At 69.2% G+C, this 26,144-nt stretch carries 18 protein-coding genes; 14 read left to right on the forward strand and 4 right to left on the reverse strand.

What is annotated here, in order from left to right; all coding sequences use genetic code 11:
* Nucleotides 1–13: 13 nt before the first annotated feature.
* The 14 genes from ACIBH2_RS07840 to ACIBH2_RS07905 all read left to right on the forward strand — a co-directional run bounded on the left by ACIBH2_RS07840 (nt 14) and on the right by ACIBH2_RS07905 (nt 22,260).
* Nucleotides 14–3,322 (forward strand): DUF4132 domain-containing protein, encoded by a 3,309-nt coding sequence (locus ACIBH2_RS07840; RefSeq protein WP_397114624.1) that lies wholly within the window; start codon nt 14–16, stop codon nt 3,320–3,322.
* A gap of 18 nt (nt 3,323–3,340) precedes the next feature.
* A complete protein-coding gene (locus ACIBH2_RS07845) occupies nt 3,341–6,595 on the forward strand; it encodes a DUF4132 domain-containing protein (RefSeq protein WP_397114626.1) in 3,255 nt (1,084 codons plus the stop codon).
* A 57-nt stretch (nt 6,596–6,652) separates the two neighbouring features.
* Nucleotides 6,653–7,843 (forward strand): sensor histidine kinase, encoded by a 1,191-nt coding sequence (locus ACIBH2_RS07850; protein WP_397114628.1) that lies wholly within the window; start codon nt 6,653–6,655, stop codon nt 7,841–7,843.
* Nucleotides 7,844–7,904: 61 nt separating this feature from the next.
* Nucleotides 7,905–8,699, forward strand: a complete 795-nt coding sequence (locus ACIBH2_RS07855; protein ID WP_397114630.1) for a LytR/AlgR family response regulator transcription factor — start codon at nt 7,905–7,907, stop codon at nt 8,697–8,699.
* Entirely contained in the window at nt 8,696–9,061 is a 366-nt protein-coding gene (locus tag ACIBH2_RS07860; RefSeq protein ID WP_397114632.1) for a hypothetical protein, read from the forward strand. Before ACIBH2_RS07855 ends, ACIBH2_RS07860 begins: the two co-directional genes overlap by 4 nt.
* On the forward strand, nt 9,061–10,821 hold the full coding sequence (locus tag ACIBH2_RS07865) for a cation acetate symporter (RefSeq protein ID WP_397114634.1): 1,761 nt from the start codon (nt 9,061–9,063) through the stop codon (nt 10,819–10,821). The genes ACIBH2_RS07860 and ACIBH2_RS07865 overlap by 1 nt, the downstream gene beginning before the upstream one ends.
* A 192-nt stretch (nt 10,822–11,013) precedes the next feature.
* Nucleotides 11,014–11,373 (forward strand): DUF485 domain-containing protein, encoded by a 360-nt coding sequence (locus tag ACIBH2_RS07870; RefSeq protein WP_397114636.1) that lies wholly within the window; start codon nt 11,014–11,016, stop codon nt 11,371–11,373.
* On the forward strand, nt 11,370–12,998 hold the full coding sequence (locus ACIBH2_RS07875) for a cation acetate symporter (RefSeq protein WP_397114638.1): 1,629 nt from the start codon (nt 11,370–11,372) through the stop codon (nt 12,996–12,998). Before ACIBH2_RS07870 ends, ACIBH2_RS07875 begins: the two co-directional genes overlap by 4 nt.
* A gap of 48 nt (nt 12,999–13,046) precedes the next feature.
* Nucleotides 13,047–14,990 carry an acetate--CoA ligase gene (gene acs, locus ACIBH2_RS07880; RefSeq protein WP_397114640.1) on the forward strand — a complete coding sequence of 648 codons (1,944 nt, stop codon included), beginning with the start codon at nt 13,047–13,049 and terminating at the stop codon, nt 14,988–14,990.
* Nucleotides 14,991–15,107: 117 nt separating this feature from the next.
* Nucleotides 15,108–16,172 carry an AAA family ATPase gene (locus ACIBH2_RS07885; RefSeq protein WP_397116882.1) on the forward strand — a complete coding sequence of 355 codons (1,065 nt, stop codon included), beginning with the start codon at nt 15,108–15,110 and terminating at the stop codon, nt 16,170–16,172.
* A gap of 5 nt (nt 16,173–16,177) precedes the next feature.
* Complete coding sequence (locus tag ACIBH2_RS07890; RefSeq protein WP_397114642.1) at nt 16,178–18,535, forward strand: DUF5682 family protein; 2,358 nt, start codon at nt 16,178–16,180, stop codon at nt 18,533–18,535.
* Nucleotides 18,528–19,652: a VWA domain-containing protein gene (locus ACIBH2_RS07895; RefSeq protein WP_397114644.1), complete on the forward strand. Its 1,125-nt coding sequence runs from the start codon at nt 18,528–18,530 to the stop codon at nt 19,650–19,652. The genes ACIBH2_RS07890 and ACIBH2_RS07895 overlap by 8 nt, the downstream gene beginning before the upstream one ends.
* A 2-nt stretch (nt 19,653–19,654) precedes the next feature.
* Nucleotides 19,655–21,793, forward strand: a complete 2,139-nt coding sequence (locus ACIBH2_RS07900) for a hypothetical protein (RefSeq protein ID WP_397114646.1) — start codon at nt 19,655–19,657, stop codon at nt 21,791–21,793.
* A gap of 29 nt (nt 21,794–21,822) precedes the next feature.
* Complete coding sequence (locus ACIBH2_RS07905; RefSeq protein ID WP_397114648.1) at nt 21,823–22,260, forward strand: RpiB/LacA/LacB family sugar-phosphate isomerase; 438 nt, start codon at nt 21,823–21,825, stop codon at nt 22,258–22,260.
* Here the strand turns inward: ACIBH2_RS07905 and ACIBH2_RS07910 are convergent, their stop codons facing one another.
* The 4 genes from ACIBH2_RS07910 to ACIBH2_RS07925 form a co-directional block, all read right to left on the reverse strand.
* Nucleotides 22,261–23,841: an acyl-CoA synthetase gene (locus ACIBH2_RS07910; RefSeq protein ID WP_397114650.1), complete on the reverse strand. Its 1,581-nt coding sequence runs from the start codon at nt 23,839–23,841 to the stop codon at nt 22,261–22,263. It lies immediately after the preceding gene.
* A gap of 63 nt (nt 23,842–23,904) precedes the next feature.
* Nucleotides 23,905–24,348: a gamma-glutamylcyclotransferase family protein gene (locus ACIBH2_RS07915; protein WP_397114653.1), complete on the reverse strand. Its 444-nt coding sequence runs from the start codon at nt 24,346–24,348 to the stop codon at nt 23,905–23,907.
* Nucleotides 24,345–25,136: an MBL fold metallo-hydrolase gene (locus tag ACIBH2_RS07920; protein WP_397114655.1), complete on the reverse strand. Its 792-nt coding sequence runs from the start codon at nt 25,134–25,136 to the stop codon at nt 24,345–24,347. Before ACIBH2_RS07920 ends, ACIBH2_RS07915 begins: the two co-directional genes overlap by 4 nt.
* Nucleotides 25,137–25,194: 58 nt before the next feature.
* The gene (locus ACIBH2_RS07925; RefSeq protein ID WP_397114657.1) at nt 25,195–26,103 is read right to left on the reverse strand and encodes a hydrogen peroxide-inducible genes activator; all 909 of its coding nucleotides are present in this window, start codon (nt 26,101–26,103) and stop codon (nt 25,195–25,197) included.
* Nucleotides 26,104–26,144: the final 41 nt, after the last annotated feature.

Consider the following 26,144-nt stretch of genomic DNA (forward strand, 5'->3'; position numbering starts at 1 on the left):
TGGGGAGAACGACATGAACGACCTGCGGCGTACCGACGAGGACGCCTGGGTGATTCCGGACGAATGGCTGGCGAAGGCGACACCGTTCCGGGGGCGGGGGCCGGTGAAGGCTCCGAAGATCGACCCGAAAGCCGTTGCGCTGTACCGCAAGTGGCTGGCGGACGACCGTGTCGGCCGCGCGGTGGAGGCCACCGGCGCGGCGGGTTACCGCGATCTGGCCGAGGCCGCGCGCGTCGCCATCGAGACCCCGGAGGACGCGACCGCCCTCGGTATCGCCGTCGCCGGGGCATTGGCCGCGGGCACCGCCGAAGCGTATGCGTCCAAGCCCAATCTGACCGGCAAGCTGGTCGACGCGTGGGTCGACGCGCACGGTGTGGTCGCCGCGGCCGAGGCCGTCGCCGTGCTCGCCGGGCTCTCGATCGGATACTCCGGCAAGGAATCGACCTGTACCGCGACCCGTCCGGAGCGTCCGCACCCGTTCGCCCATCCCGGGGTCGAACATCTGCCGCGCATGCGCGCTCACTTGGCGGCGGCGAGCGACTCCGATTACCGAGCCGCCGGGCAGCGGCTCGGCCGCTGCCGCAAAGATCCGGCGGGTCTGGCCGTGTGCGCCGCGACGGCGTATCTGCTTCCCACCGAACAGGATTGGGTATCGCGCGATATTCGACTCCTCTGGCAACGGTACAGCTGGGGGACCGCGGAGATCCTCATCGCGGGGTCGGTGACCACTTCCGAACAACTGGAGCAGGTGCCCCGCCCGCGTCACATCTGGCACCTGACCGGTCGTGCCGAGATCCTCCGGGCGGTCGTCGAGACAGGCGCCGCCGCGACCGAGCTCCTGACCGCTCTGCTCGACGCTTCGGGTATGACCCTCGACGATCAGCGCATGATGGCGGATCTGCTCGCACATCTGCCCACCGATCAGGCGCTCGACGTACTCGTCGACCGCGCCGACCGGCCCGGTGTGCGCATAGCACTGCTCGAGGCCATGTACCGCTTCCCGCGCCGAGCGGCGCGGTTGCTCGCCCAGCGGCCGCCGGATACCCGAACCTCGGGGTTGTCGTCTCTACTCGCCCGGGTGTATCCGGAGCTCGCCGACGAGGAGATCGCGGCACCGGCTGGCGCGAAGACACCGGTCGACCTCGCCCCGATGGCAGAGCTGCCCGAACTCCTCCGTACTCCACCGTGGGAGCGCGACCTGCCCCCGATGACGCCGACTGTGTTGCGTGATGTCGCGACCGCGCGCCCGCTCACCGTCTCGTGGCTGCCCGGGGAACGCGACGAGTGGGCGAATATCCCTGTGCCGCACGAGGTTCCACATGGCGGCTGGGAAGCGGAGGTGGCCCGGATCCTCGAAGACACCGACAACCATACGTACGGCATCCTCGAGGTTCTCGCCTTCGGTCCCGAAGCGCTGGTCGCCCCGCTCGTGCCCCGGTTGCCCGCCTACGGCTACTGGAATTCCGACGACACGCTGCGACGGATCCTGGGACGGTTCGGGGATACCGCGGCGGAGGTGATATTCGCTGTGGTGCAGACCGATGCGATCGCCATGGCACCGTTGCTGCTGCCCGTCACCGGTACCGCGATCACCACCTTCATGACCCGACTGCTCGATACCCGTCGCGGGCGGGCGACGGCGCTGGCGTGGTTCGAACGCCATGTCGACAGCGCCGCACCGGATCTGTTCGCGGCGGCACTCGACAAACCCGGTAAGCAGCGCGACCAGGCGTGGCGAGTCCTGCGCTCCCTGGATGGGCGAGATCATCGCGCGGCACTGCTCGCGGCCGCCACCGCACTGGGCGACCACGTCCACGCGGCGATCGAGGCACAACTGCGCACCGACCCCCTCGAACTGCTGCCCAAGACCATTCCCTCGCTGCCCTCGTGGCTCGTTCCCGCCGTGCTGTCGCCGATCAGGTTGCGCGACAACGTACTCGGCGGTCGCGCCCTTCCGCCGTCCGCGATGGCCACCGTCTGCACCATGCTGGCCATGTGCGGCCCCGCCGCCGACTACGCGGGAGTCGCGCGGATCGCTGACATCGCGACCCCGCGGTCACTCGCGGATTTCTCGTGGGATCTGTTCGAGATGTGGGGTCTGGCGGGTTATCCCTCCGATGACGACTGGGTGATGCACGCCCAGGGTCTGCTCGGCAATGACGACACCGCCCGCCGCCTGGCCCCGCTCATTCGCGCGTGGCCGGGCGAGAACGCCCATGCCCGAGCGGTTTCCGGCCTGGACGTGCTCGCCGCGATCGGCGGCGAGGTGTCGCTCATGCTGCTCAACGGCATTGCCGAGAAGGTGAAGTTCAAGGGCATCAGGACCAAAGCGCAGGAGAAGATCCAGCAGTTGGCCGAGGAATCCGGTATGACCGCCGAGGAGCTCGCGGACCGGCTCGTACCCAGCTACGGACTCGATGACAGCGGCACTCTGACATTGGATTACGGTCCGCGGGCCTTCCTCATCGGTTTCGACGAACAGTTGCGGCCCACCGTCTCCGACGCCGACGGCACTCCGCGCAGATCCCTGCCGAAGCCCGGTGCCACAGACGACCCGGAACTCGCTCCGGCCGCCTTCAAGACGTTCTCGAATCTGAAGAAGGATGTGAAAGCCATTGCGGCGAATCAGATCCAACGCTTGGAGCGCGCCATGGTCCGGGGCCGCCGCTGGACTCCCGAAGTCCACCGGCAGCTGTTCATCGACCATCCCCTGCTCTGGCACGTCAGCCGCCGCCTGGTGTGGGCGTCGTTCGCGCCGGACGGCACGGTGACCGGGTCCTTCCGGGTAGCGGAGGATCGCACCCTCGCCGATGCCGACGACAACACCGTCACCCTCGCCGACGACGCGCTTATCGGTATCGCCCACCCCCTGCACCTCGCCGAGTCCCTGGCATCGTGGTCCGAGGTCTTCGCCGATTACGAAATCCTGCAACCGTTTCCGCAGCTGCAACGTGAAATCCACGTGCTCACCGAGCAATCCCGTGCCGCCGCGCTGGATCACTATCAAGGGCGGGTCGTCTCCGTCGGCAAGGTGCTGGGCATGGCCCGCCACGGCTGGGTGCGGGGCGCGCCCATGGACGGCGGTGTCATCGAGGAGATCCACCGGTCGCTCACCGAAACCCATACCGCCGTAGTCGATCTCGAACCCGGCATCGCGGCGGACATGGCCTTCGATCTGGGCGACCAGAAGCTCAGCGTCCACATCGTCCCGCCCGGCCAGCACAATGTCTGGCCCAGCCGCCGTACCCGGTACAGCCTCGCCGACCTGGACCCGATCGCGGCGTCGGAGCTGCTGCGGGACCTCGATATCCTCACCGCCTGACGAAGGGGAGTTTCTCCGGTGCACGCCGACGATATGTTCGAGCCCACCGTCAAACAGCGAAAACACCTGCTGTACAGACGAGATGGACTGCTGACGCCGCCACCCGTCGAGATCGATATCGAGGCGGTGGCGGCGCGGGCCAGGGCCTGCGCACAGCACTACGGGCTCGCGATGCTGCGGCTCGGCGAGCGAGACCCGCGCGGTCGGGCGCTGCCCGAGCGGCCGGGCGAGATCGCCGACCTCCCAGTGGAGGTCGCCGCGGCCCTGTTGACCACGCGCACGGAACTGCCCTACCACCTGACGGCCGCGCAACGGCGGCACGCGCTCGACGACGCGGCCGCGCTGCTGGACCATTGGACGAGCACGCGCGGCCTCGGCTTCGCGGCGGAGACCATGCTGCGGGCTGTGACGGGGCCCCTGTTCCCGGCGGCCGCGAGCTGGCACTCACACAGCGAGCCGGGCAACCTTCGACACGTGCTGGGGTTGCTGCGCAATCGGCTGGCGGCGTGCGCGGCGGCCGAATTGCGGTCGGTACTGGCGGTTTTCGAGGAGTATCGGGCACGGGGACGGCATGAGCGGGTGGTGACCTCCTACCTGTTGCCGTCCCAGCGCGACTGGGTGGCCGCGGATATCGCGGAGGCCATCGCGGCCGACGCCCGCGCGCACCGCCGCCTGCTCGTGGACGCCGCCACCGAGGTCGAGCAGCTGCGGTGGCTGAATCAGGGTTTCAACAGCGTGTGGACCCCGGCCGAAGGTGCGGCGATCGCGGTGCCGCCCACGGCCATCACGGTGGTCGACGGTGTCGGCTTCGCGGTCGTCGAGGTGCTCGCCGACTGGTTCGACCACTGGGAGATGACGCAGCCGTTGCGGATCGCGATCGCCGACGCACTGGCGGTGATCCCGACCGATGCCGCCTTCGGCGCGCTCACCGCACGCTCCGGTCTGCCGCCCGCCATGAACGCGCTACGGCAAGCGGCGCAACGCTTTCCGCGGCGGGCGCTGCGCCTGCTCGACCCGACCGCGCACTCCGATGTGCTCCGCGAACATCTGCACGGATACGCCGAGTTGGCACGGGAGTCGGTGGCCGCACTGCCCGCCGCCACGGCCGATTTCATCGCGACCGAGTTGGGGCGCGTAGCCGCCGCGGCCGTCGATCCCGAGGCGGCACCGGCGATTCTGCGCGATCCCCCCTGGCGGAACCGCGCGCGTGGCAAACCCACCGTAGCGGCGGGCTTGGTCCCGCCCACCGAGGTGTACTGCTCGTGGCTGCCCGGTGAGCGCGAGGAATGGCGAAGTCTGGTGCGCGCCGACCAATACCACGAGGTCGAGCAGGTCCTGCGCCGCCCGGCCGACTGGTCATTGAGCGGCCACGAACTGGGTGCGCTCGTGGTCATGGGACCCGAACGCGCGCTGCCGCTCCTGCGCACCACGCGTCTGCGCTCGCTCTTCGGCCGCACCGATGAACTGCGCGCGGCCGTGGCCGCGTTCGAGGTCGCCGTCTACCCGCTGGTGCTGGCCGCGGCGCGCGACAACCCGCGCGATGCGGAGACCGCGATACTCCCGTACGCGGCAACGGAATTGGTGGACCTGGCGATAGCGAGGCTGGACCGACGCACGATGCGTCCGGCCGCGCTTCGATATCTACGACGCCATGCCGGGTTCACGGCACGGGTGCTCATTCCCCGCGCCGTCGGCTCCGTCGCCACGAACCGCCGTCTCGCCTGCCGAGTATTGCGCCTGCTCGACGGTCTCGGCCACGGCGACGAAATACGCGCCGTCGCCGCGAAATACGGCGCACTCGCCGAACAGGCGGTCGAAGAGGTCCTGGACGCCGATCCGCTCACCGTCCTGCCCACCCGCATGCCAGCCATTCCGGCCTGGGTGAATCTCGCCGCACTCCCCACCGTGCGCACCGCCGCCGGTGAACCGCTCTCGGCCGAGGCCGTCGAGAATCTGCTCACCATGCTCATGCTGGCCGACCCCGGCGAACCCTATGCCGGGGTGGCGCAGGTGTATCCGCTCTGCGATGCCGCCACCCTCGCCGATCTGGCCTGGGAGCTGTTCGCGCAGTGGCAGCGGGCTGGAGCGCCCACCCGGCACTCCTGGGTATACGAGGCCCTGGGCTCGTTCGGCGATGACGAGACGGTCGCCGCGCTCCTCGACCATGTGCGCGCCCACCGTTCCGATCCACGCTCGGTGAGCGCGCTGGACGCCTTCGTGGCGATCGGCTCCGATGCCGCACTGCTGGCGTTGAAGTACATCGGCGAGAAGGTCAAGACCAAGCGGGTGCGCGAGGGCGCGCAGGAGCGCATCGAGGCGGTGGCGGATCGGTTGGCGCTCACCGCCGATCAGCTCGCCGACCGCCTCGTCCCGGATCTCGGGCTGGGCCCGGACGGGACCACGACCCTGGATTTCGGGCCGCGCCGGTTCGTGGCGAGCTTCGACGACCAGCTGCGACCGACCATCACCACCGCTGAGGGCGCTGCGGTGAAGTCGCTGCCGAAGCCGGGGGCAAAAGACGACACGGAACGAGCCGAACAGGCGCACAAGACCTTTCGCGCACTGAAGAAGAACGCCCGGGCGGTCGCGGTCGATCAGATTCGCCGCCTGGAACGCGCTATGGTCGCGCAGCGCCGCTTCACTGGGCACGAACTGCGCACCCTGTTCATCGCGCATCCGCTGCGCTGGCATGTGACCCGACGCCTGGTGTGGGGCGTCTACGACAACGACACCCTCACGGGCACTTTCCGTATCGCCGAGGACCGCACCTCGGCCGACAGCCGCGACGAGACGTTCCCCCTCGCCGACGACGCGGTACTCGGCGTGGCCCACCCCCTCCAGTTCGCGGACGAGATCGAGGCATGGGGGGAAATCTTCTCCGATTACGAACTGCTGCAACCGTTCCCGCAGATCGCCCGAGAAACCTACACCGTCCCGGAAGAATTGCTGTCCGCCACCGAGATTCTCTGTGCCGGAGAGAAAGTGGAGGGCCCGCGCTTCCTCGGTCTGGCCGCCCGCGGCTGGCTACCGCCGGAGACCGGGGACGGCGGCTACATCTATGAATTCGAGAAGCCGCTGCCGCACGGCCGTTTCCTGCGGATCTCGACGAGTCCCGGCTTGGCGGCCTACGATCCGAGCGCGGAGCAGACCTTCGGCGTCCGGCTCCGCAGGACCCGATCCGGCCGGGGCGAAGCCAACTTCGCCGAGCTCGACGCGATCACCGTGTCGGAGATCCTGCGCGACATCGCCTGGCTGAACGGAGAGTCGCACTGAGGCCCACCCGCGACCGACAGCCATAATCGGCCACATGGGTGAGCCGAGGTATGGCCGGTGACGGGCACAGCGGTGGCGGTGATCGTCGCGGCGGTCCTGATCGCCGGATCGATCCTGGCGTGGCCGCGCACCCGGCGCACGGTCACCACCCAGGCCGAACGCGCCGTCCACACCACGCTGCACACCGCCTCGCTCGCCGCGCACCCACTGCGGCGCGGACTCACCGAGGAGTCCGCGGCCGAAGCCGCGCCGCATCTGCGCATACTGACCGGTTCCGAGGGGCTCGGCATCACCGATCCCGAGGGCGCACTGCTGGCCTGGGACGGCGAACACGACGACCTCGCCGCCCACCTCACCGAGGCGGCACGGCGTGCCGTCGAGGGTGAACGGCGGGTACTCGACACCGAGACCGGCGAGAACTCGCGCCGCATACTCATCGCCCAACCCCTGCTCATCGACAGCACCGGCGCGGTCGGCGTACTGGGAATCGTGGTGACCGGACAGCCCGAACCGGGCATGCTCGGCGCGCTCGCCGAAGTGGCACGGTATGTCTCCGGCCAACTCGAACTCGCCGAACTCGACGCCTCCCGCGCCCGCCTCGACCGCGCCGAGGTGCGGGCCCTGCGCGCCCAGATCAGCCCGCACTTCATCTACAACGCGCTCAACACCATCGCCTCGTTCGTACGCACCGACCCCGCCCGCGCCCGCGAACTCATCCTCGAATTCGCCGACTTCACCCGCTACTCCTTCCGCAGCGCCGGGGAATTCACCGTGCTGTCCGACGAATTGAGCAATATCGACCGCTACCTCGCCCTCGAACGCGCCCGCTTCGGCGACGCCCTCCAGGTGCGCCTCCAGATCGCGCCCGAGGTGCTGAGCGTGGTGCTGCCCTTCCTCGCGCTGCAACCCCTCGTGGAGAACGCCGTCCGCCACGGCATCGCCCCGCGCCCCGGCGGCGGCACGGTCAGCATCGTCGCCCTCGACGAGGGCACCGACTGCGTCATCAGCGTCGAGGACGACGGCGTCGGCATGGACCCGGAACTGCTGCGCTCGGGAGCCCTCGACGCGATCGACACCGGCCGAGGCACCGGCGGACCCGAGGCCGCGCACATCGGACTGGCCAATGTGGACGACCGCCTGCGCGCCGCCTTCGGCAACGACTACGGCTTGGTCGTGGAGACCGGACCCGGCGCGGGCACCAAGGTCAGCATGCGCGTGCCCAAATTCCGTGCGGGAATTCGCGCCTGACACTCACCGACCACCTCTTCGCGGTGCCAGAATTGTGAGCTTCGCCCGAGGTGTGGCACCGGTGGCCTACGATGACGCGATTGTGACGACCACCGACAGCGGCCCCGGCGCACTGCGCGTACTGGCCGTCGACGACGAACAACCGGCTCTCGACGAGTTGGTGTTCCTGCTGCGCGCGCAGCCCGACGTCGGCGAGATCCATCGGGCCGGGGATGCCACCACGGCGTTGCGGCTGCTGCGGGCGCACACCGTGGACGCGGTGTTCCTCGATATCAACATGCCCGGCCTCGACGGTATGGAGCTGGCCGGAATCCTGACCGCCTTCGCCGATCCGCCCGCGGTGGTGTTCGTGACCGCGCACGACGACCGCGCCGTCGCCGCCTTCGATATCGGCGCGACCGACTACCTGCTCAAGCCGCTGCGCGAGGGCCGACTGGCCGAGGCGGTGCGCCGCATCGCCGTCGCCCGCGCCGAGAAGGCGGCCGCCCCGGGTCCGGACGAGGTGTTGCCGGTGGAGCTCGGCGGCGTCACGACCCTGGTCGAGCGGTCGGCCGTCAGCTGGGTGGAGGCCGAGGGCGACTACGCGCGACTACATACGGCGGCCGGTTCCCATCTCGTCCGCATCCCCTTGTCGGAGCTCGAATCCCGCTGGCGCGACGCCGGTTTCGTGCGCATTCACCGCTCCTATCTGATCGCCCTGCGCATGGTGACGGGGCTGCGCACCGTGGGCAGCGGCACCATGGTGTGCCTGCGCGCCGAGGGCGCCTCCCCCGCCGTCGACCTGCCCGTGAGCCGCCGCCAGGTGCGCGATCTGAAGCAGCGCCTCATCGGCCCGCGCAACAGGACGACGCGATGACCGGCCCGCACCGCCCCACCCGGCAGCGCGTGGTGCTGGCCGAGCGGCGCGGCGCGCGCATGGTGCGCACCCGGGTGGAGGTGGCCGAGCAGACCGAGATCGGGGCCGCCATGATCGACGGGCTCATTCGCGCCCAGTTCGGACTCGCGGTGCGCATCGGGCTGATCGTGGTGGCGGTACTGGGCGCGCTGCCGGTGCTGTTCGCGCTGGGCGCGCCGGGTTCGGTGGTGGTGCTGGGCATTCGGCTGCCCTGGCTGTTGCTCGGGGTGCTGTCCACGCCGCTGCTCTACGGTGCGGGCCGCCTGTATCTGCGCCTGGCCGACCGCAACGACCAGGACTTCACCGACTTGGCCGAGGACTGATGGACCCCACCGCCGCACCCGGCCTCACCCTGGCGGCGCTGCTGCTGGTGGCGGTGGCCACGGTCGCCATCGGCGTGCACGGCGTGCGGGTGGCACGCACCACCTCCGATTTTCTGGTGGCCTCGCGCGGGGTCGGGGCGCGACTCAATGCCGCCGCCATCTCCGGCGAATACCTCTCCGCCGCATCGTTTCTCGGCGTCGCCGGGCTCATCGCCAAGTTCGGGGCCGATGCCCTGTGGTATCCGGTCGGCTTCACGGCCGGATATCTGGGACTGCTGCTGTTCGTGGCCGCCCCGCTGCGCCGCTCCGGGGCCTACACGGTGCCCGATTTCGCGGAGTTCCGGCTCGGTTCGATCCGCATGCGGCGGCTGGCCGCCGTGGTCGTCGTCCTGGTCTGCGCGCTGTACCTGATTCCCCAATTCCAGGGCGCGGGACTGACTTTGCGGATTCTGCTCGGGGTGCCCGACTGGGTCGGCGCGGTCGCGGTCGGGCTCATCGTGATCGCGAACGTCACGGCGGGCGGCATGCGCTCCATCACCTTCGTGCAGGCCTTCCAGTACTGGCTCAAGCTCACCGCGCTGGCGCTGCCCGCCCTGGTGCTGCTGGGCCACTTCCTCGCCGACGAACGCGAAGTGGGTTCGCCCGCACCGCCGACCGTCGCCGAACGCACCACCGTGGATGTCACCACCGAGGTGCGCGTGGAGCTGGCGGGCGATGCGCCGCAACGGATCTCGGTCTCGGGCACGGTCGACGGCAGAGCCTCCGACGGGCCGGTCGTCCTCACCCCGGGCGACCATACCTTCGGCGCGAACACCACGCTGATCCTCGACGCCGGTGCGGCGGTCCCGGTGGTCACGGGCGCACCCGCCGACGGTGCGGACTGGCTGACGCCCGGCCACGGCTTCGGCGGCCCGCATCCGCTGTACGCGGTGTACTCGCTGATCATCGCGTTGTTCCTGGGGGCCATGGGATTACCGCACGTGCTGGTGCGCTTCTACACCAATCCGGACGGCCGAGCGGCCCGCGCGACGGCTCTCGCGGTCATCGGTCTGGTCGGCCTGTTCTACGCCTTCCCGGTGCTGCTCGGCGCGCTGGCCCGACTCTACGTTCCGCAGCTGCTCATCACCGGCACCTCCGATGCCGCGGTGCTGCTGCTGCCCAATGCCGTACTCGCCGGGCTGCCGGGAAAACTGTTGGCCGCCTTGGCCGCCGCGGGCGCGGTCGCCGCCTTCCTGTCCACCTCCTCCGGTCTGCTGGTGAGCATCGCGGGGGTGCTCAGCACCGATGTACTGCGCGGCCGGATTCGCGATTTCCGCTATGCCGCACTGGTCGCCGGTGCGGTGCCGCTCGCGCTCTCGTTCACCGTGGCAACCCTGGACGTCTCCCGCACGGTGGGCCTGGCGTTCTCGGTTGCCGCCTCGACGCTGTGCCCGCTGCTGGTGCTCGGCATCTGGTGGCGTGGGCTCACCGCCACCGGTGCGGCGGCGGGTCTGATCGTCGGCGGGCTCACCGCGGGCGGCGCGACGGCGGTCTCCATTCTGGGCGGTATCGGCGATACCGTCGCGGGTGGCTGGCCCGCCGCGATTCTGGGTTATCCGGCGGCCGTGAGCGTTCCGCTCGCCTTCGCCGCGATGATCGTGGGCAGCAAGCTCTCTCGCGGTCTCACCGCGCGCGAGGTGCGGCGCGTCTTCGTCCGCATGCACGCTCCCGAACGCCTCGGCATGGGCTCGGATCGGGAGCGCGGGCTGCGTTCGGCATGATTGTCACCGCGGTCGGCATGATCGTTTCCGCAGTACCGCACGCCTGAGGGCCCGACCGCTCACCGCGCGGCAGCGACCGCTCACCGCACGATCGCGCGGCTTCACCGAGTGACCCACGCCACATCATGTTTTCGTCATGGACCAGTCGCTACCGTGCTCCGCAGTAAGCCACATCACACGCTAGGACTCTCCATGAGCAGTACCGAACTCGACGACGGCGCGCGGGCACGCCATGTGCCCACCGCCGAGGAATTCGTCGCCGCGCAGGCCAGCCCGGAATTCCAGGAGCTGCGACACCGCTTGCGGCGCTTCGTCTTCCCCATGGCCGCGCTGTTCCTCACCTGGTACCTGATCTACGTGCTGCTCGGTGCCTACGCGCACGACTTCATGGCCACCAAGGTCATCGGCAATATCAATGTCGGTCTGCTGCTGGGTCTGGGCCAGTTCGTGTCGACCTTCCTGATCACCGGCCTGTATGTGCGGTTCGCCAATCGTGAACTCGATCCGCGCGCCGCGGCCATTCGCAACCAGCTCGAGGGAGGCCAGGCGTGACGAGTTACTACGCCGCTTCGACCGTCGGCAATCCCGCCGCCAATATCGGCATCTTCGCGCTGTTCGTGGTCGTGACCATGGTCGTGGTCGTGCGCGCCAGCCGCAATACCGCCACCGCCGCCGACTATTTCACCGGCGGCCGCGGCTTCTCCGGCCCGCAGAACGGTATCGCCATCGCCGGTGACTACCTGTCGGCGGCGAGCTTCCTCGGTATCGCCGGTGCCATCGCGGTCTACGGCTACGACGGCTTCCTCTACTCCATCGGCTTCCTGGTGGCCTGGCTGGTCGCGCTGCTGCTGGTGGCCGAAATGCTCAGGAACACCGGCAAATTCACCATGGCCGACGTGTTGAGCTTCCGGCTCAAGCAGGGCCCGGTGCGCACCGCCGCCGCGCTGTCCACGCTGACGGTGTCGCTGTTCTACCTGTTGGCGCAGATGGCCGGTGCGGGCGGTCTGGTGGCGCTGCTGCTGGATATCTCGTCCAAGTCCGGGCAGGCGGTCGTCATCGCCGTGGTCGGCGTGCTCATGATCGTCTACGTGCTGGTGGGCGGTATGAAGGGCACCACCTGGGTGCAGATCATCAAGGCCGTGCTGCTCATCGCGGGCGCGGGCCTCATGACCGTCATGGTGTTCGCCAAGTTCGGCTTCAACCTCTCCGAGATCCTGGGCTCCGCGCAGGAGAAGGTGTCCGAGGCCACCACCAAGGGCGTCGCCTCCCGCGATGTGCTCGCGCCCGGCGCGCAGTACGGCGGTAGCGATATGTCCAAACTGAACTTCCTGTCCCTGGGTCTGGCATTGGTGCTCGGCACCGCCGGTCTGCCGCATGTGCTCATGCGCTTCTACACCGTCCCGACCGCCAAGGAAGCGCGGCGCTCGGTGGTGTGGGCCATCGGCCTGATCGGCGCGTTCTACCTGTTCACGCTGGTGCTGGGCTATGGCGCGGCGGCCATTGTCGGCCCGGACAAGATTCTCGCCGCGGCCGGTGGACAGAACTCCGCGGCCCCGCTGCTGGCCTTCGAACTCGGCGGCGTGGTGCTGCTCGGCATCATCTCCGCGGTCGCCTTCGCCACCATTCTCGCGGTGGTGGCCGGTCTGACCATCACCGCGTCGGCGTCCTTCGCACACGACATCTACGCGGGGGTCATCAAGCGCGGCAAGGTGGACGAGTCGAAACAGGTTCGGGTATCGCGGATTACGGCGATCGTCATCGGTGTGCTCGCCATCGGCCTCGGCATTCTGGCCAATGGCCAGAACATCGCCTTCCTGGTGGCCTTGGCCTTCGCGGTGGCGGCCGCGGCGAATCTGCCGACGATTCTGTACTCGCTGTTCTGGAAGCGGTTCAACACCACCGGCGCGCTGTTCAGCATGTACGGCGGTCTCATCTCGACCATCGTGCTGATCGTGTTCTCCCCGGCGGTCTCGGGCACGTCGACCTCCATGTTGAAGGACATGGACTTCGACTGGTTCCCGCTGTCGAATCCGGGCATCGTCTCCATTCCGTTGGCCTTCGTGCTCGGCGTGGTCGGCACCTATGTGGGCCGGGACCGCGAGGATCCGGTCAAGGCCGCCGAGATGGAGGTGCGCTCGCTCACCGGCGTCGGCGCGGAGAAGGCCGTCGTGCACTGAGGCCGAAACCCGGTCTCGCCCTGTCGAATTCTCTCGAGGAGTATCCAGTTGTCCAGCGTTGTCACCCATTCCGATACCTACCCGCCCAGTGCGGAGTTCGCGGCGACGGCCAATGCCAATGAATCGCTCTACGATCGCGCCGAGGCCGATCGGCTCGCCTTCTGGGCCGAGCAGGCGGGGCGGTTGCATTGGGATCAGCCGTTCAGCCGGGTGCTGGATGGGGACGACGCGTCGATGGCGCGCTGGTTCGTGGACGGCAAGCTCAATGTCGCCTACAACTGCGTGGACCGGCACGTGCACGCCGGATACGGCGATCAGGTCGCCATTCACTGGGAGGGCGAGCCCGGGGATTCGCGGGACATCACCTACGGCGAACTGCTCGCCGAGGTGTCCCGGGCGGCGAACGCCCTGACCGCGCTCGGACTCGTGGCCGGGAGTCGCGTCGCCATCTACATGCCGATGGTGCCCGAGGCGATCGTGGCCATGCTGGCGTGCGCGCGACTGGGATTGCCGCATTCGGTGGTGTTCGCGGGGTTCTCGCCGACCGCGCTGCGCCAGCGGGTGGACGACGCCGAGGCGCGCCTGGTCATCACCACCGACGGACAGTGGCGGCGCGGCACCGCGGCCCCGCTCAAGGCGGCCGTGGACGAGGCCCTGGCCGCCGACGGTGGCGCGAAGACCGTGGATCACGTACTCGTGGTGCGGCGCACCGGCATCGAGGTGCCGTGGACCGAGGGACGTGACCTGTGGTGGGACGAGACGGTGTCGGCGGCGTCGCCGGAGCACGAGGCGCGGCCGTTCGATGCCGAGCATCCGCTGTTCATCCTCTACACCTCGGGCACCACGGGGAAGCCGAAGGGGATTCTGCACACCAGTGGTGGGTACCTGACGCAGGCGGCGTACACCCATCACTACGTGTTCGATCACAAGCCGGGCACCGACGTGTACTGGTGCACCGCCGATATCGGTTGGGTGACCGGGCATTCGTACATCGTGTACGGCCCCTTGGCCAATCGGGCTACACAGGTCGTGTACGAGGGCACGCCGAACTTCCCGAACGAGCACCGGCACTTCGAGATCATCGAGAAGTACGGCGTCTCGATCTACTACACCGCGCCGACGCTGGTGCGCACATTCATGAAGTGGGGCAAGGAGATTCCCGAAGCCCACAACCTGTCCTCGCTGCGGCTGCTCGGCTCGGTCGGCGAACCGATCAACCCCGAAGCCTGGCGCTGGTACCGAGAGGTCATCGGCGGCAACCGGACTCCCATCGTGGACACCTGGTGGCAGACCGAGACCGGCGCGATCATGATCTCCCCGCTGCCCGGCGTCACCGCCGCCAAGCCCGGTGCGGCCATGCGCCCGCTGCCCGGCATTTCGGCGAAAGTCGTTGATGAAGAGGGCAATCCGGTGGAACTCGGCGAGACCGAGGCCAATGGCTACCTCGTGCTCGACAAGCCGTGGCCGTCCATGCTGCGTGGCATCTGGGGCGATCCGCAGCGCTACCGGGAAACCTACTGGGCGCGCTACGCCGACAAGGGCTGGTATTTCGCCGGTGACGGCGCGAAACTCGACACCGACGGTGACCTGTGGGTCCTCGGCCGCGTCGACGATGTCATGAATGTCTCCGGCCACCGAATCTCCACCGCCGAAGTCGAATCCGCGCTCGTCGGCCACGCGAGCGTGGCCGAAGCCGCCGTCGTCGGCGCGACCGACGCCACCACCGGCCAGGGCATCGTGGCCTTCGTCATCCTCACCGGCGAGGCCACCGACACCGGGGACGCCCTGGTCGCCGAACTCAAAGCCGAGGTCTCCCGCGCGATCTCCCCCATTGCCCGGCCCCGCGACATTCATGTCGTGCCCGAACTGCCGAAGACCCGCTCGGGCAAGATCATGCGCCGTCTCCTGCGCGACGTCGCCGAAGGCCGTGAACTGGGCGATACCTCCACCCTGGTGGACCCGACCGTGTTCGAAGCGATCGCCCGCCGGTGATCGCGGATCGGCTGGCCCGGCCACGATGAGGGGGCTGGGCCAGCCGATCTCCCCCGAATGAACTTGTCAGCGCGCACGATTACTGTGCGAGCCGTGACCTCGAGTGCGACCGAACATATGCAGCGCCCGCCCGCGGAACTTCGCTGGGCCGATGATCTGGCTCGACTGCGTGAGCGCGACGACGCGCCGCGGCCGCCGGGATGGTTTCTCAGTGTGGATGCCGCCAAGCGGTTCATTGTCGGCGATCCGGCGCTCGGGATCGCGCGGAAGTTCGTCGGGGATGCCTCCCTCGTCGATCGGTCGCTGGTCAGTTTGGCCACCACGCGCGGGTTGTTGCTGACCGGGGAGCCGGGTACCGCGAAATCGCTGCTGTCGGAGTTGCTTTCCGCGGCCATCTCGGGTGATTCGACGCTGACGATTCAGGGTGGTGCGGCCACCACCGAGGATCAGATTCGCTACGGCTGGAATTACGCGCTGTTGGTCTCCGAGGGGCCGTCGGAGCGGTCCATCGTCCCCGCGCCGATGTTGCGCGGTATGCGCGAGGGCAAGATCGTGCGGTTCGAGGAGATCACGCGCTGCCCGCTCGAGGTGCAGGACTCGATTCTGTCGCTGCTGTCGGACCGGGTGCTGGCGGTGCCCGAACTCGGTGAGATGGCCTATGCCACTGAGGGATTCAATGTCATCGCCACCGCCAATACCCGCGACCGCGGCGTCAACGACATGAGTGCGGCGCTCAAGCGGCGCTTCAATTTCGAAACCGTCTTTCCCATCACCGATTTCGAGGCCGAGCTGGCGCTGGTGCAGTCCGAGGCGGAAGCGCTGCTGGCGCGTTCGGGCGTCCCCCAGGCCCCGCCGCGCGACGTGCTGGAGGTTCTGGTCACCGCCTTCCGGGAACTGCGGTCCGGGGCAACCGATTCCGGGAAGGCACTGGATCGGATGTCGGCGGTGATGAGTACCGCGGAGGCGGTGTCGGTGGCGCACGCGGTCGGATTGCGCGGGTGGTATCTGCGCGGCGAGACCGGCAATGCCGCCGATATCGTGCACTGTCTGGCGGGCACGGCCGCCAAGGACGATCCGGACGATCTGGCGCGGTTGCGGCGGTATCTGGAACAGCAGGCCCCGCGCAAACGCGGCAGCGCCTGGAAGGCCCTGCACGACGCGCGTTTCCAGCTGCCGGGCTGACGCCGGTGGGAGGGGAAGCGATAGCGGCGGGACGGGTGCGGGTCACCTTCCTCGGGGTGCGCCACCACAGCCCGGCCTGCGCCCGACTGGTGCGCGAGCACATCAGGGCGCTGCGACCGGCGCAGGTGCTCGTCGAGGGACCGGTCGATATGAACGACCGACTCGACGAACTGCTGCTCGGGCACGAACTGCCCATTGCCGTATTCACCAGTTACCGTGACGAATTCACCCGGCACATGTCCTGGGCCCCGATGTGCGACTACTCGCCGGAGTGGGTCGCGCTCACCGAGGGCCGCGCTGCGGGGGCGGACGTGCGGTTCATCGACCTGCCCGCGTGGGACCGCGCGTTCGCGGGCACCGAGAACCGCTACGCCGACGCCGAACGCCGCTACGAGCGCGCGGTGGAACGGCTGTGCCGGGACTTCGCCGTCGACAATATCGACGCGCTGTGGGACCACCTCTTCGAAATCGGCGCGGACACCGGGCTCGATGAGCGGCTCGCGGCGTACTTCGATCTGGTGCGCGGTGACGAGGACGCGTCCGAGGGTGATGTCGCGCGTGAGGAGTACATGGCGCGGTGGGTGCACGCCGCTGTCGACCGGCTCAACGGCGAAACGAGCAGTGACACAGCGCATATCGTTGTGGTGACCGGTGGATTCCACCGTCCCGCGCTGATGCGGCGGCTGCGTGAACACCTCGACGCCGGATCCTCGGCCAGCAGGCCGGACTGGCCGCCGGTGCCGCCCTTTCCGGGTGATGGCAAGGGCGGAAGTTTCCTGGTGCCCTACAGCTTCCGGAGGTTGGACGCCTTCGACGGATACCAGTCCGGAATGCCGTCACCCGCCTACTACCAACAACTCTGGGAGGGCGGCGCGCAGGCCGCGGCGGAGAGCATCACGCGCGCGGTCGTGCGGCGGCTGCGCAAACGCGGCCAGCCGGTCTCCACCGCCTCGCTCATCGGCGCGCACACCCTGACCGCCGGTCTGAGCCGATTGCGCGGGCACGAATCACCGTCGCGCACCGATGTTCTCGATGGACTGGCCGGGGCGCTCGTCAACGAGGCCCTGGACAGCCCACTGCCGTGGACGGGACGCGGGCAGCTGCGCCCCGGCACCGATCCGGTGGTGGTGGAGATGGTGGCCGCGCTCTCCGGCGACCGGGTCGGGCGACTGCACACGACGACACCGCATCCGCCGCTGGTCCACGACGCCACGCGCGAACTGGAGCGCTGCGGTATCCCCGAGCACGGGCGCGTCGACCTCGATCTCGGCTCGGAGCGAGGACTTGCCGCGAGTCGGGTCCTGCACCGGCTGCGTGTCCTCGCCATACCCGGCTACGAGCGGGTGGCGGGACCGACGATCGGACAGCGACCGGAAACCGGTGAGTCCTGGACGATTACGGTGTCGCAGCTGCGGCTGCCCGCGCTCATCGAAGCGGGCTCGCTGGGCGCGACCTGCGCCGAGGCCGCCGGAGCGCGACTGGGTGAGCGCTTCCTCGCGGCGGGCTCGGAGACCGGCCAGCTCGCGCAGGTGCTGTTCGACGCCACCCTGTGCGGGCTCTCCGAACTGACCGGCCGCGTGGTGGACAGTATCCGGGGCCTGGTCGAATCCGCCGGTGACACCGCCGGTCTCGGCCAGCTGTTGCACGTGACGCTGAGCCTGTGGCGACACGACCGGCTCTTCGGTACGGCGCAGTCGCCGACCCTCGCCGCGCTCATCGACGCCGCCGTGGTGCGGCTGCTGTGGCTGGTGGAAGGTCTGCGCGGCGGACCCGCACCCGCCGACCCCGGACTGCTGCACGCACTCGGCGCCGTCCGCGACGCCGCCCTGCACGCCGAATCGGTATTGAGCGTGGAACGGGCCGACCTGGTGGGCGTCTGCCAGCGCAGCGCCGCCGCCGATCGGCCGCCCGCGCTGCGCGGGGCCGCACTCGGCATGGTGGCCGCACTCGCCCCCGACGACAGCCTCGACCTCGCCCGCGCCATCCGGTTGGTCGGCAATCCCGAGCTGCTCGGCGACTTCCTCACCGGACTGTTCGCGCTCGCCCGCGAACAGCTCTTGGACACCGCCACACCGGTTCTCGGCGTCCTCGACGAACTCATCGGCGAATTCGACCCGACCGAATTCCTCGCCGCACTGCCCGCACTGCGGGTCGCCTTCAGCTGGTTCCCGCCCCGCGAACGCGCCCGCATCGGCGCCCGGCTGCTCGACCTGCGCGGGCTGAACGGATCCGGGTCGGCACTGCTGCGGCTGCCCGCGAACGCCGAACTGCTCGCGCACGCCCGCGCCGTCGAACAACGCGTGGACGAACTGCTCGACGCGCACGGGCTGATCACGAATCACTCTGGGGGAAGCCATGACTGAGCTGGACCCGACGCTGGAGCGCTGGCGTCTCATCCTGGGCGAGGCCGGAAACGGACTGTTGGCCGGTGCCGCGCTCAGTGGCGCGTCCGCCGGACAGGACGCGGCGCTGGCGTGGCTCTACGACCGCGACGAGGACCTCGACCAGCGCGGAATCCGGCGCAGCGCGGGCACCGAACCCTCCATCGTGCGGGCCGTCGACTGGCTCGACGACATCCATCGCCTGTTCCCCAAGGCCACCATCGAGCGGTTGGAACGGGATGCGGTGCAGCGCTACGGATTACACGAGGTACTCACCGACCCCGGGGTGTTGGAGCGCCTCGAGCCCAATACCGATCTGCTCGGCGCGGTGCTGCGCACCAAGCATCTGATGAACCCGGAAGTGCTGCGCATGGCGCGGCGCATTGTCGAACAGGTGGTGCGCGAGCTCATGGAGAAGCTCGCCGCGGAGGTGCGCACCACCTTTCACGGCACCCGGTCGCGGCGACCCAGCCGGGTCGCGCGGGCGGCCGACTTCGATTTCGCGAAGACGGTGCGCACCAACCTCGCCCACTATCGGCCCTCGGAGCGCAAGCTCTACGTGGAGACCGCGCACTTCCGCGCCCGAACCCGCCGACACATGGACAATTGGCAGGTCATTCTGCTGGTGGACCAGTCCGGGTCGATGACCGATTCGGTGATTCACTCGGCCGTGACCGCGGCGTGCCTGTGGGGTCTGCCGGGTATCAAAACCCATCTCATCGCCTTCGACACCGCCGTCGTCGATCTCACCCGCGAGGTCGACGACCCGGTCGAACTGCTGATGAAGGTGCAGCTCGGCGGCGGTACCGATATCGCGCGAGCCCTGGCCTACGGTGCGCAGCTGGTGGAGAATCCGCGCCGCGCCATCGTGGCGCTCATCAGCGACTTCTACGAGGGCGGCAACGAAGCGTGGCTGGTGCGCACCGCCGCCGCGCTGGTCGCCGAGGGCACCACCGTCCTCGGCCTCGCCGCCCTCGACGAGCAGGCCGATCCGGCCTACGACCGCGAAATGGGCCAGCGCCTCGCCGACGTGGGCGTCCACATGGGTGCCATGACGCCGGGTGAACTGGCCGCCTTCATCGCGGAAACGATCGGATAGAGATGCGTACCGACCTGCTCGCCCTCACCGACGATTCGCTCGTCTCGCTCGCCAACCGAGGGATCCTCAAACGCGCCGTCAAGGAGAACGCCGCCGCCCCACCGGATCTCACCGAGGCCGAGGACGGCACGGTGGAGGTCGTCTTCGCCGACGGCATCCGCACGACATTGCCACCCGGCGTGATCCTCGAGAAGTCACCGTGTACCTGTGCCGCCGCGGCGATATGCCGCCACCGCGTCATGGCCGTGCTGGCTTATCGTGCCCTGCGTGAAAGTGCCGGTGCGGCAGTGGAACCCACTGCGGCACCGACGGGCTCGGCCACGGGGACGGAAGGCTCGGTGGCAGCTGACGCCGCGACCGATTCCGCGGGGCATCCCGCCGCCCCCACAACGTCGAATTCGGACGCGATCGGCGGCGGTTCCGAGAGCCACGGCGACTCCGAGGGCAGCGGCAAAGCAGGGAATGGCGGCGAAACCAGGAGCGCCGATGGGGTCCCGGCCGCGCTGTCGCATCAAGCACCGTGGTCCCCCGCCGAATTCAGCGACGAACAGCTGCGCGACCTGCTGGGCGCACGGGCCATCAGTGCCGCCCGCCGTGCCCGCCGCACCGGCTACCGCGCCAAGGTCCGCCGCGCGACCGGGCGCGATCCGGTGCCTTCGGTCGAATTGTCCGCCGTGACAGTGCGTTTCCTCGTGCCGAAGGAGCTCGAGTACGCGCGGGCGGATGCCGCGCGGGGTGCCCGCACCGATGCCATCGCGCTGGCGGTCTGGGCCTTCCGGGTCGCCGATGAACTCGAGCCCGAGGCGGCAGAACTCGAGGTGACCGTGGGCGATGCCGCCGACGGTTCGGCGGCCGTCACCGCCGCCGCCAGCGTCCACCATCCGCTCACTGATCTACTGAAAGACGGTGTGGCACACGGCGGCCCGACACTGCCCGAGATCTTCACCGCCACCCACCGCGCCCTCGACGCGGCCGGTGCGCGCTGGCCGCACGACGCCCTCACCGACCTGCTCGACCAACTCGCCGCCTACCGCGACCGCAGTGCCCGCCACGACCCCCTCCACACCGCCGCCCTCATCACCGAACTCGTCGCCCGCCACCGCGCCAGCGCCCGGGACTGGGTGCCCGTGCTCGGCACCGAGGAGGCCGCCAGCACGCCGTTGAAGCATCTGCGCCTCACCGGCCTGGGCGCCCGCATTCACGGCGACGACGAATCCCGCACGGTGGAGGTCTTTCTCGCGCACCCCGATGCCCGCATCGTCCTCACCTTGCGGCACACGACCGCCGTGCCGGAGGACATCGAGGCCCCGACCGCCGCCGCGCTCGGGGCCCGACGCACCAGCGGCGCGCGCCTCGCCGATCTCGCCGCGGGCAATGTGGTCACCGAATCGGCGGTCCGCTCAGCGAACCGCACCGTGCGCCTGGCCAACAGCCGGGTCGCCAAGACCTCGGTCCTCCCGTCGTCGGGCGACTGGGAGAAACTCCCCACCGAACTGCTCGTCACCGACCTCGACGCCGAAGCCGCCCGCTTGGCGGCGCTGCCCCCGTCGTTCATTCGCCCCCGGGTGCACGGGGAATCCCTGCGCGCCGTCGCGGTGACCTCCGTCGACGAAATCCGTTACCTCCCAGGCGAACAACGCCTCGAAGCCACCCTGCGGGCGTCCACCGGCACCGCCACGATCACCTACACCCACACGCCGCACGCCCCCGGCGCGCTCGATGCCCTGACCCAGGCCCTGTCCGGCGACTCCGGCCCCGTCCGCTACATCGCCGGGGCCCTGGAACGCCACCACGGCCGCCTCACCCTCACCCCCACCGCCGTGGTCACCGACGCGACCGTCGTGGTCCCCTGCTTCGCCGCCACGGATATACCGGCCTCGTCGGGAACGATCGCCCCCGCGTCGAACCCGCTCACCACGGCCCTGAACGAAGCCCTCGCCCTCTCCTCGGAGGTCCCGCACCGCGGCACCCGCCACCTCCCGCCCACCTGGTCCACCCGCGCGAAGGAATCCGCCGCCACCCTGCGCCGTCTGGGCCTGGTCGCGGCCGCCACCGCCCTCGAATCCCTCGGCGACGCCCCCGCCCTCGACCGGTGGGTCGACGCCCACCTGCGTCTGCTGGTCACCGCCGAACAACTGTGATGCGAGACTGGGATCAGGACGGAGGCAGCATGCGAATCTCGGTGGCGGCGGATGAGAATGTCGGAGTGGCCTCGGCGGTGGTCACGGAGCTGCGCGAGCGCGGGCACGAGGTGACCGTGCACGGGGCGCTCGAGCCCGGTGCGCGCGAGGACTGGGCGTGGGCCAGCGAGGCGGCGGCGCGGGATGTGGCCGCCGGGCGGGCCGAGCAGGCGGTGGTGTGCTGTTGGACCGGAACCGGGGCGTCGATCGCGGCCAACAAGGTGCCCGGCGTACGGGCGGCGCTGTGCGTGGACGCCTACACCGCCGAGGGCGCCCGCAAATGGAACGACGCGAATGTGCTCGCCCTGAGCCTGCGGCTCACCTCACAGGCGCAGCTGCGCGAGATTCTCGACGCCTGGTTCGCCGGGGCACCCAGTACGGACCCCGGCGATCGGGCGAATATCGCGCATGTGGACGCGATCGGGTGATCAACCCGCCAGATGGGTGTAGCTGGAACGCAATTCGCGTTTCAGGATCTTGCCGCTGGGGTTCTTGGGCAGGGCGTCGGTGAAGGTGACGAACTTCGGGATCTTGTAGCCCGCGAGGTGCTGCTTGCAGTGGGCGACAATCGATTCCGGGGTCGGCTGGGTTCCGGCGCGGGGGACGACAATGGCGGTGACGGCCTCGATCCAGTGCGGGTGCGGAATGCCGACCACGGCCGCCTCGGAGACGTCGGGATGCTGGTAGAGGATCTCCTCGACCTCCCGGCTGGCCACGTTCTCGCCGCCGGTCTTGATCATGTCCTTCTTGCGGTCCACCACGCTGAGATATCCGTCGGCATCCATGACGCCCAGGTCGCCGCTGTGGAACCAGCCGTCGCGGAAGGCCTCCGCGGTCTTGTCCGGGTCGTTCCAGTAGCCGAGCATGGCCTGTGGCGAGCGGTGCACGATCTCGCCGACGACACCCGGCGCGACGGGGACGCCGTCGTCGTCCACGACCAGGGTCTCCACGTTCAAGGCCGGGCGGCCCGCCGAACCCGGCTTGGTGAGCTGATCCTCGGGTGCGAGAACCGTTGCCAGCGGGGCCAATTCAGTTTGCCCATAGAAATTGGCCAGCTGTACGCCGGGCAGGCGTTCGGCCAGTTCGTGCAGCACCTCCACCGGCATGATGCTGGCCCCGTAGTAGCCCTTGCGCAGCGACGACAGGTCGTAGCCGTCGAAGTCGGGGTGGCGCAGCAGCGAGACCCACACGGTGGGCGGGCAGAAGAGCTTGGTGGCGCGCTCGGATTCGATGGTGCGCAACACCGTTGCCGGATCCGGGCCGGGCAGCAGAATACTGGTGGCCCCCAGGTAGATGTCCGGTGTCAGGAAGCAGTGCAGCTGCGCGCAATGGTAGAGCGGCAGGGCGTGCACCTCGATATCGTCGGCGGTCATGCGGCCGTCGACGATCGTGCTCACGTACTGGGCGATCAGACCGCGACTGGTCATGATCGCGCCCTTGGGCCGGGATTCGGTACCGGAGGTGTACATGAGCTGAATCGGATCATCGTCGCCCACAAGCACATTCGACGCGGAGGAATCCGCGTGCGCCTCCCATACCGAGACGTCCTCCCACCCCGACGCTACCGGAAGGCCATTCGCGCCGATCCAGCCGAACAGCCGAATCTCGCTGCCGCTCAACTGTTTCACCGCCGCCTCGGCCTCCGCGGCCAGCGCGTCCTCGGCGATCACCCCGACGGCCCCGGAATGCTCCAGAATGTAGGCCACCTCGTCCGCCGTCAGCATGAAGTTGATCGGCACCGAGATCGCGCCCAGCCGCGCCAGTGCGAAGTACACGAGCACGAATTCGCGGCAGTTGTGCGAATACACCGCGACGCGGTCGCCCCGCCCCACACCGCGCTCGGACAGACTGTGCGCCACCCGATTCACCGCCGCGTCGAGTTCGGCGAAGCTCTCCCGGCGCTCCCGCCACACCAGTGCGGTCTTGTCCGGCAGCCGGGCCGCGCTGCGCCGCAACAGATCTCCGAGCGCCTGCCCGCGTGCCCCGGCGACAATGCCTGTGGTGTCCATGCGATCACGGTTTACCACCGGAATGTGTCCCGCGCCATAGAGTCCCGCTGACCAGGACCCGGCTCAGACCGCCAGATCCCGCCGCCACCGGCCGCAGCGGCCCGCGTAGTAGGGCAGATGGTCGACGGCGAATTCCTCGGCGGACCAGTCGCGGGCCGCCACCTCCGCCGTCCACACATAGGTCCACGCGGGCAGGTCTCGCTCGCCCGCGTGCGCGAAGACCGGGCGCAACTCGTACTCGTCGTCCTCGAAAGCGTCCAGGACCCGCCACTCCTCGGCGGTGAGCCCGCTCAGCATCGCCCCGTGCGTCACCGTCCCGACCGCGCGCACCAGCCCGGGATACACCCGGTCCGGCAGCGCGGCCGCCCGCCAATCCGCCACCCACGCCGCGTCCAGCCGCGGTGTGCGGCCGATCAATTCGACCAACACCTCGGCGAAACGCAGGGTGCCGTACACGAACAGCGGATCACTCGGCTCCGGCAGCCGCCGCCCCGACAGCGCCGTCATCGAAGCGCGGGAAAGCTGGCGTACGGCGTGAACAGTGCCGGGTCGTGCGAATTCACAATGGTGATCTCGTGCCCGTGATCGCGCTTCAAATCCCGCAGCCGCCTCTGGTTCTCGCGATACGCGTCCCGCACGATCGCACCCATCTGATACGCCTTCCACATCAGAGGCGTATTCGGATTCACCGGGTCGATGGTGCTGCCCAGGAAGAAAGCGTCACCGGCGTGCAACAGCCAGCCACGCCCGGAGTCCACCGCCACCCCGGCATGTCCTCGGGTGTGGCCGTGCAGCGGCACCACCAGAATCTCCGGCGGCAGCCCGGGCAGATCCCGCACCGCGCGGAACCCGAACCAGTCCTCCCCGCCCTCGATCTCGTTCACCATCCACTTGGGTCCGTGCCCCCACTGCGCCGCGCGGTAGCGCATCCGCTCACCCATCGCCCGCCCGGCGGTCGCGGCGCGGAACTCGGGGCCGTGCACGTGGACGGTCGCCTCGGGGAAGTCCGACAGTCCCCCGGCGTGATCGAGATCCAGGTGCGTGAGAATGATGTGGCGCACGTCGCGCGGGTCGTAGCCGAGCCGCTGGATCTGACGTACCGCCGTCATCTCCTCGCGCAGCCGCACACCCAGCATGAAGCGGGCGGGACCGATCATCTGACCCGGCCGCCGCACACAGTCCAGCCCGTACCCCGTATCGACGAGAACCAGGCCGTCTCGTTTGGTTTCTATGAGCAGACAGTGATCGACCATACCCATGGACATGGTCCCGCAATCGAGATGATGAATCCGCACGTGCCCGAGAGTCCCAGACGGTACGTATCGGGTCAATCGGAACACTCGAACCGGTCGGTCACCGAGGCTGCTGCGCGCGGATCACATCGGCCAGAATCTGATAGTCCTCGGTGCGCGCGGTGGAGGCCCGGAACGCCAAACCGATGGTCCGCCCGGGCGCGGGCGCGGCGAAACGCGCGATTTCCAAAGTGCCACGGGCGGTTTCGGCCGCCACCGCCATCTCCGGAATCAGGGTGACGCCGAGATCGCCCGCCACACACTGCACCACGGTGGCCAGGGAGGCGGCGCGGGTATCGCCCACCGTGCTCGGATGCGCGTCGTGGGAGCGGCACAGATCCAGTGTCTGGTCCCGTAGACAGTGACCCTCGTCGAGCAGCAGCAGCGGCAGCGTGTCCATATCGGCGGGCCGCAGGTCGGTGCGACCGGCGAGGGCGTGCCCGCGCGGCAGCACCAGCACGAATTCCTCGGTGTAGACGGGAATCTCGACCAAGCCGGTGGCCTCGGTCGGCAGGGCGAGCAGCGCCACATCCAGCACGCCCGAGCGCAGGCCGTCCAACAGCCGTGCGGTCTGGTCCTCGATCACATGCGGCACCAGCGACGGCAGCTGCCGCTTCAGCTCCGGCAGCAGGGTGGGCAGCACGTACGGCGCGACCGTGGGAATGATGCCCATGCGCAACGTGCCGCCCAGCCCGGATCCGGCCGCCGAGGCCACGAAACGATCCGCGGCCTCCAGGGTCGCCATGGCCTGGGGTAGCAACCGTTTTCCCGCCGGGGTGACCAGTACGCGTCGGGTGCTGCGCTCGATTAGCTGAAGTCCCAGTCCGTTTTCCAATGATGCCAGGGCCTGCGATAACGTGGGCTGGCTCACGCTCAGCCGATTAGCTGCGGTCCCGAAATGGCGATACTCGGCGATTGCCACGAACGCACGCAGCTGTGACAGGGTCGGCTGATAAGTTTGATCAGTCACGCCTATCAGTGTAGTGCGACCGATCACCTTTACCTTTTACT

It is taken from the genome of Nocardia sp. NPDC050406, assembly GCF_044459025.1.
Classification (GTDB): domain Bacteria; phylum Actinomycetota; class Actinomycetes; order Mycobacteriales; family Mycobacteriaceae; genus Nocardia.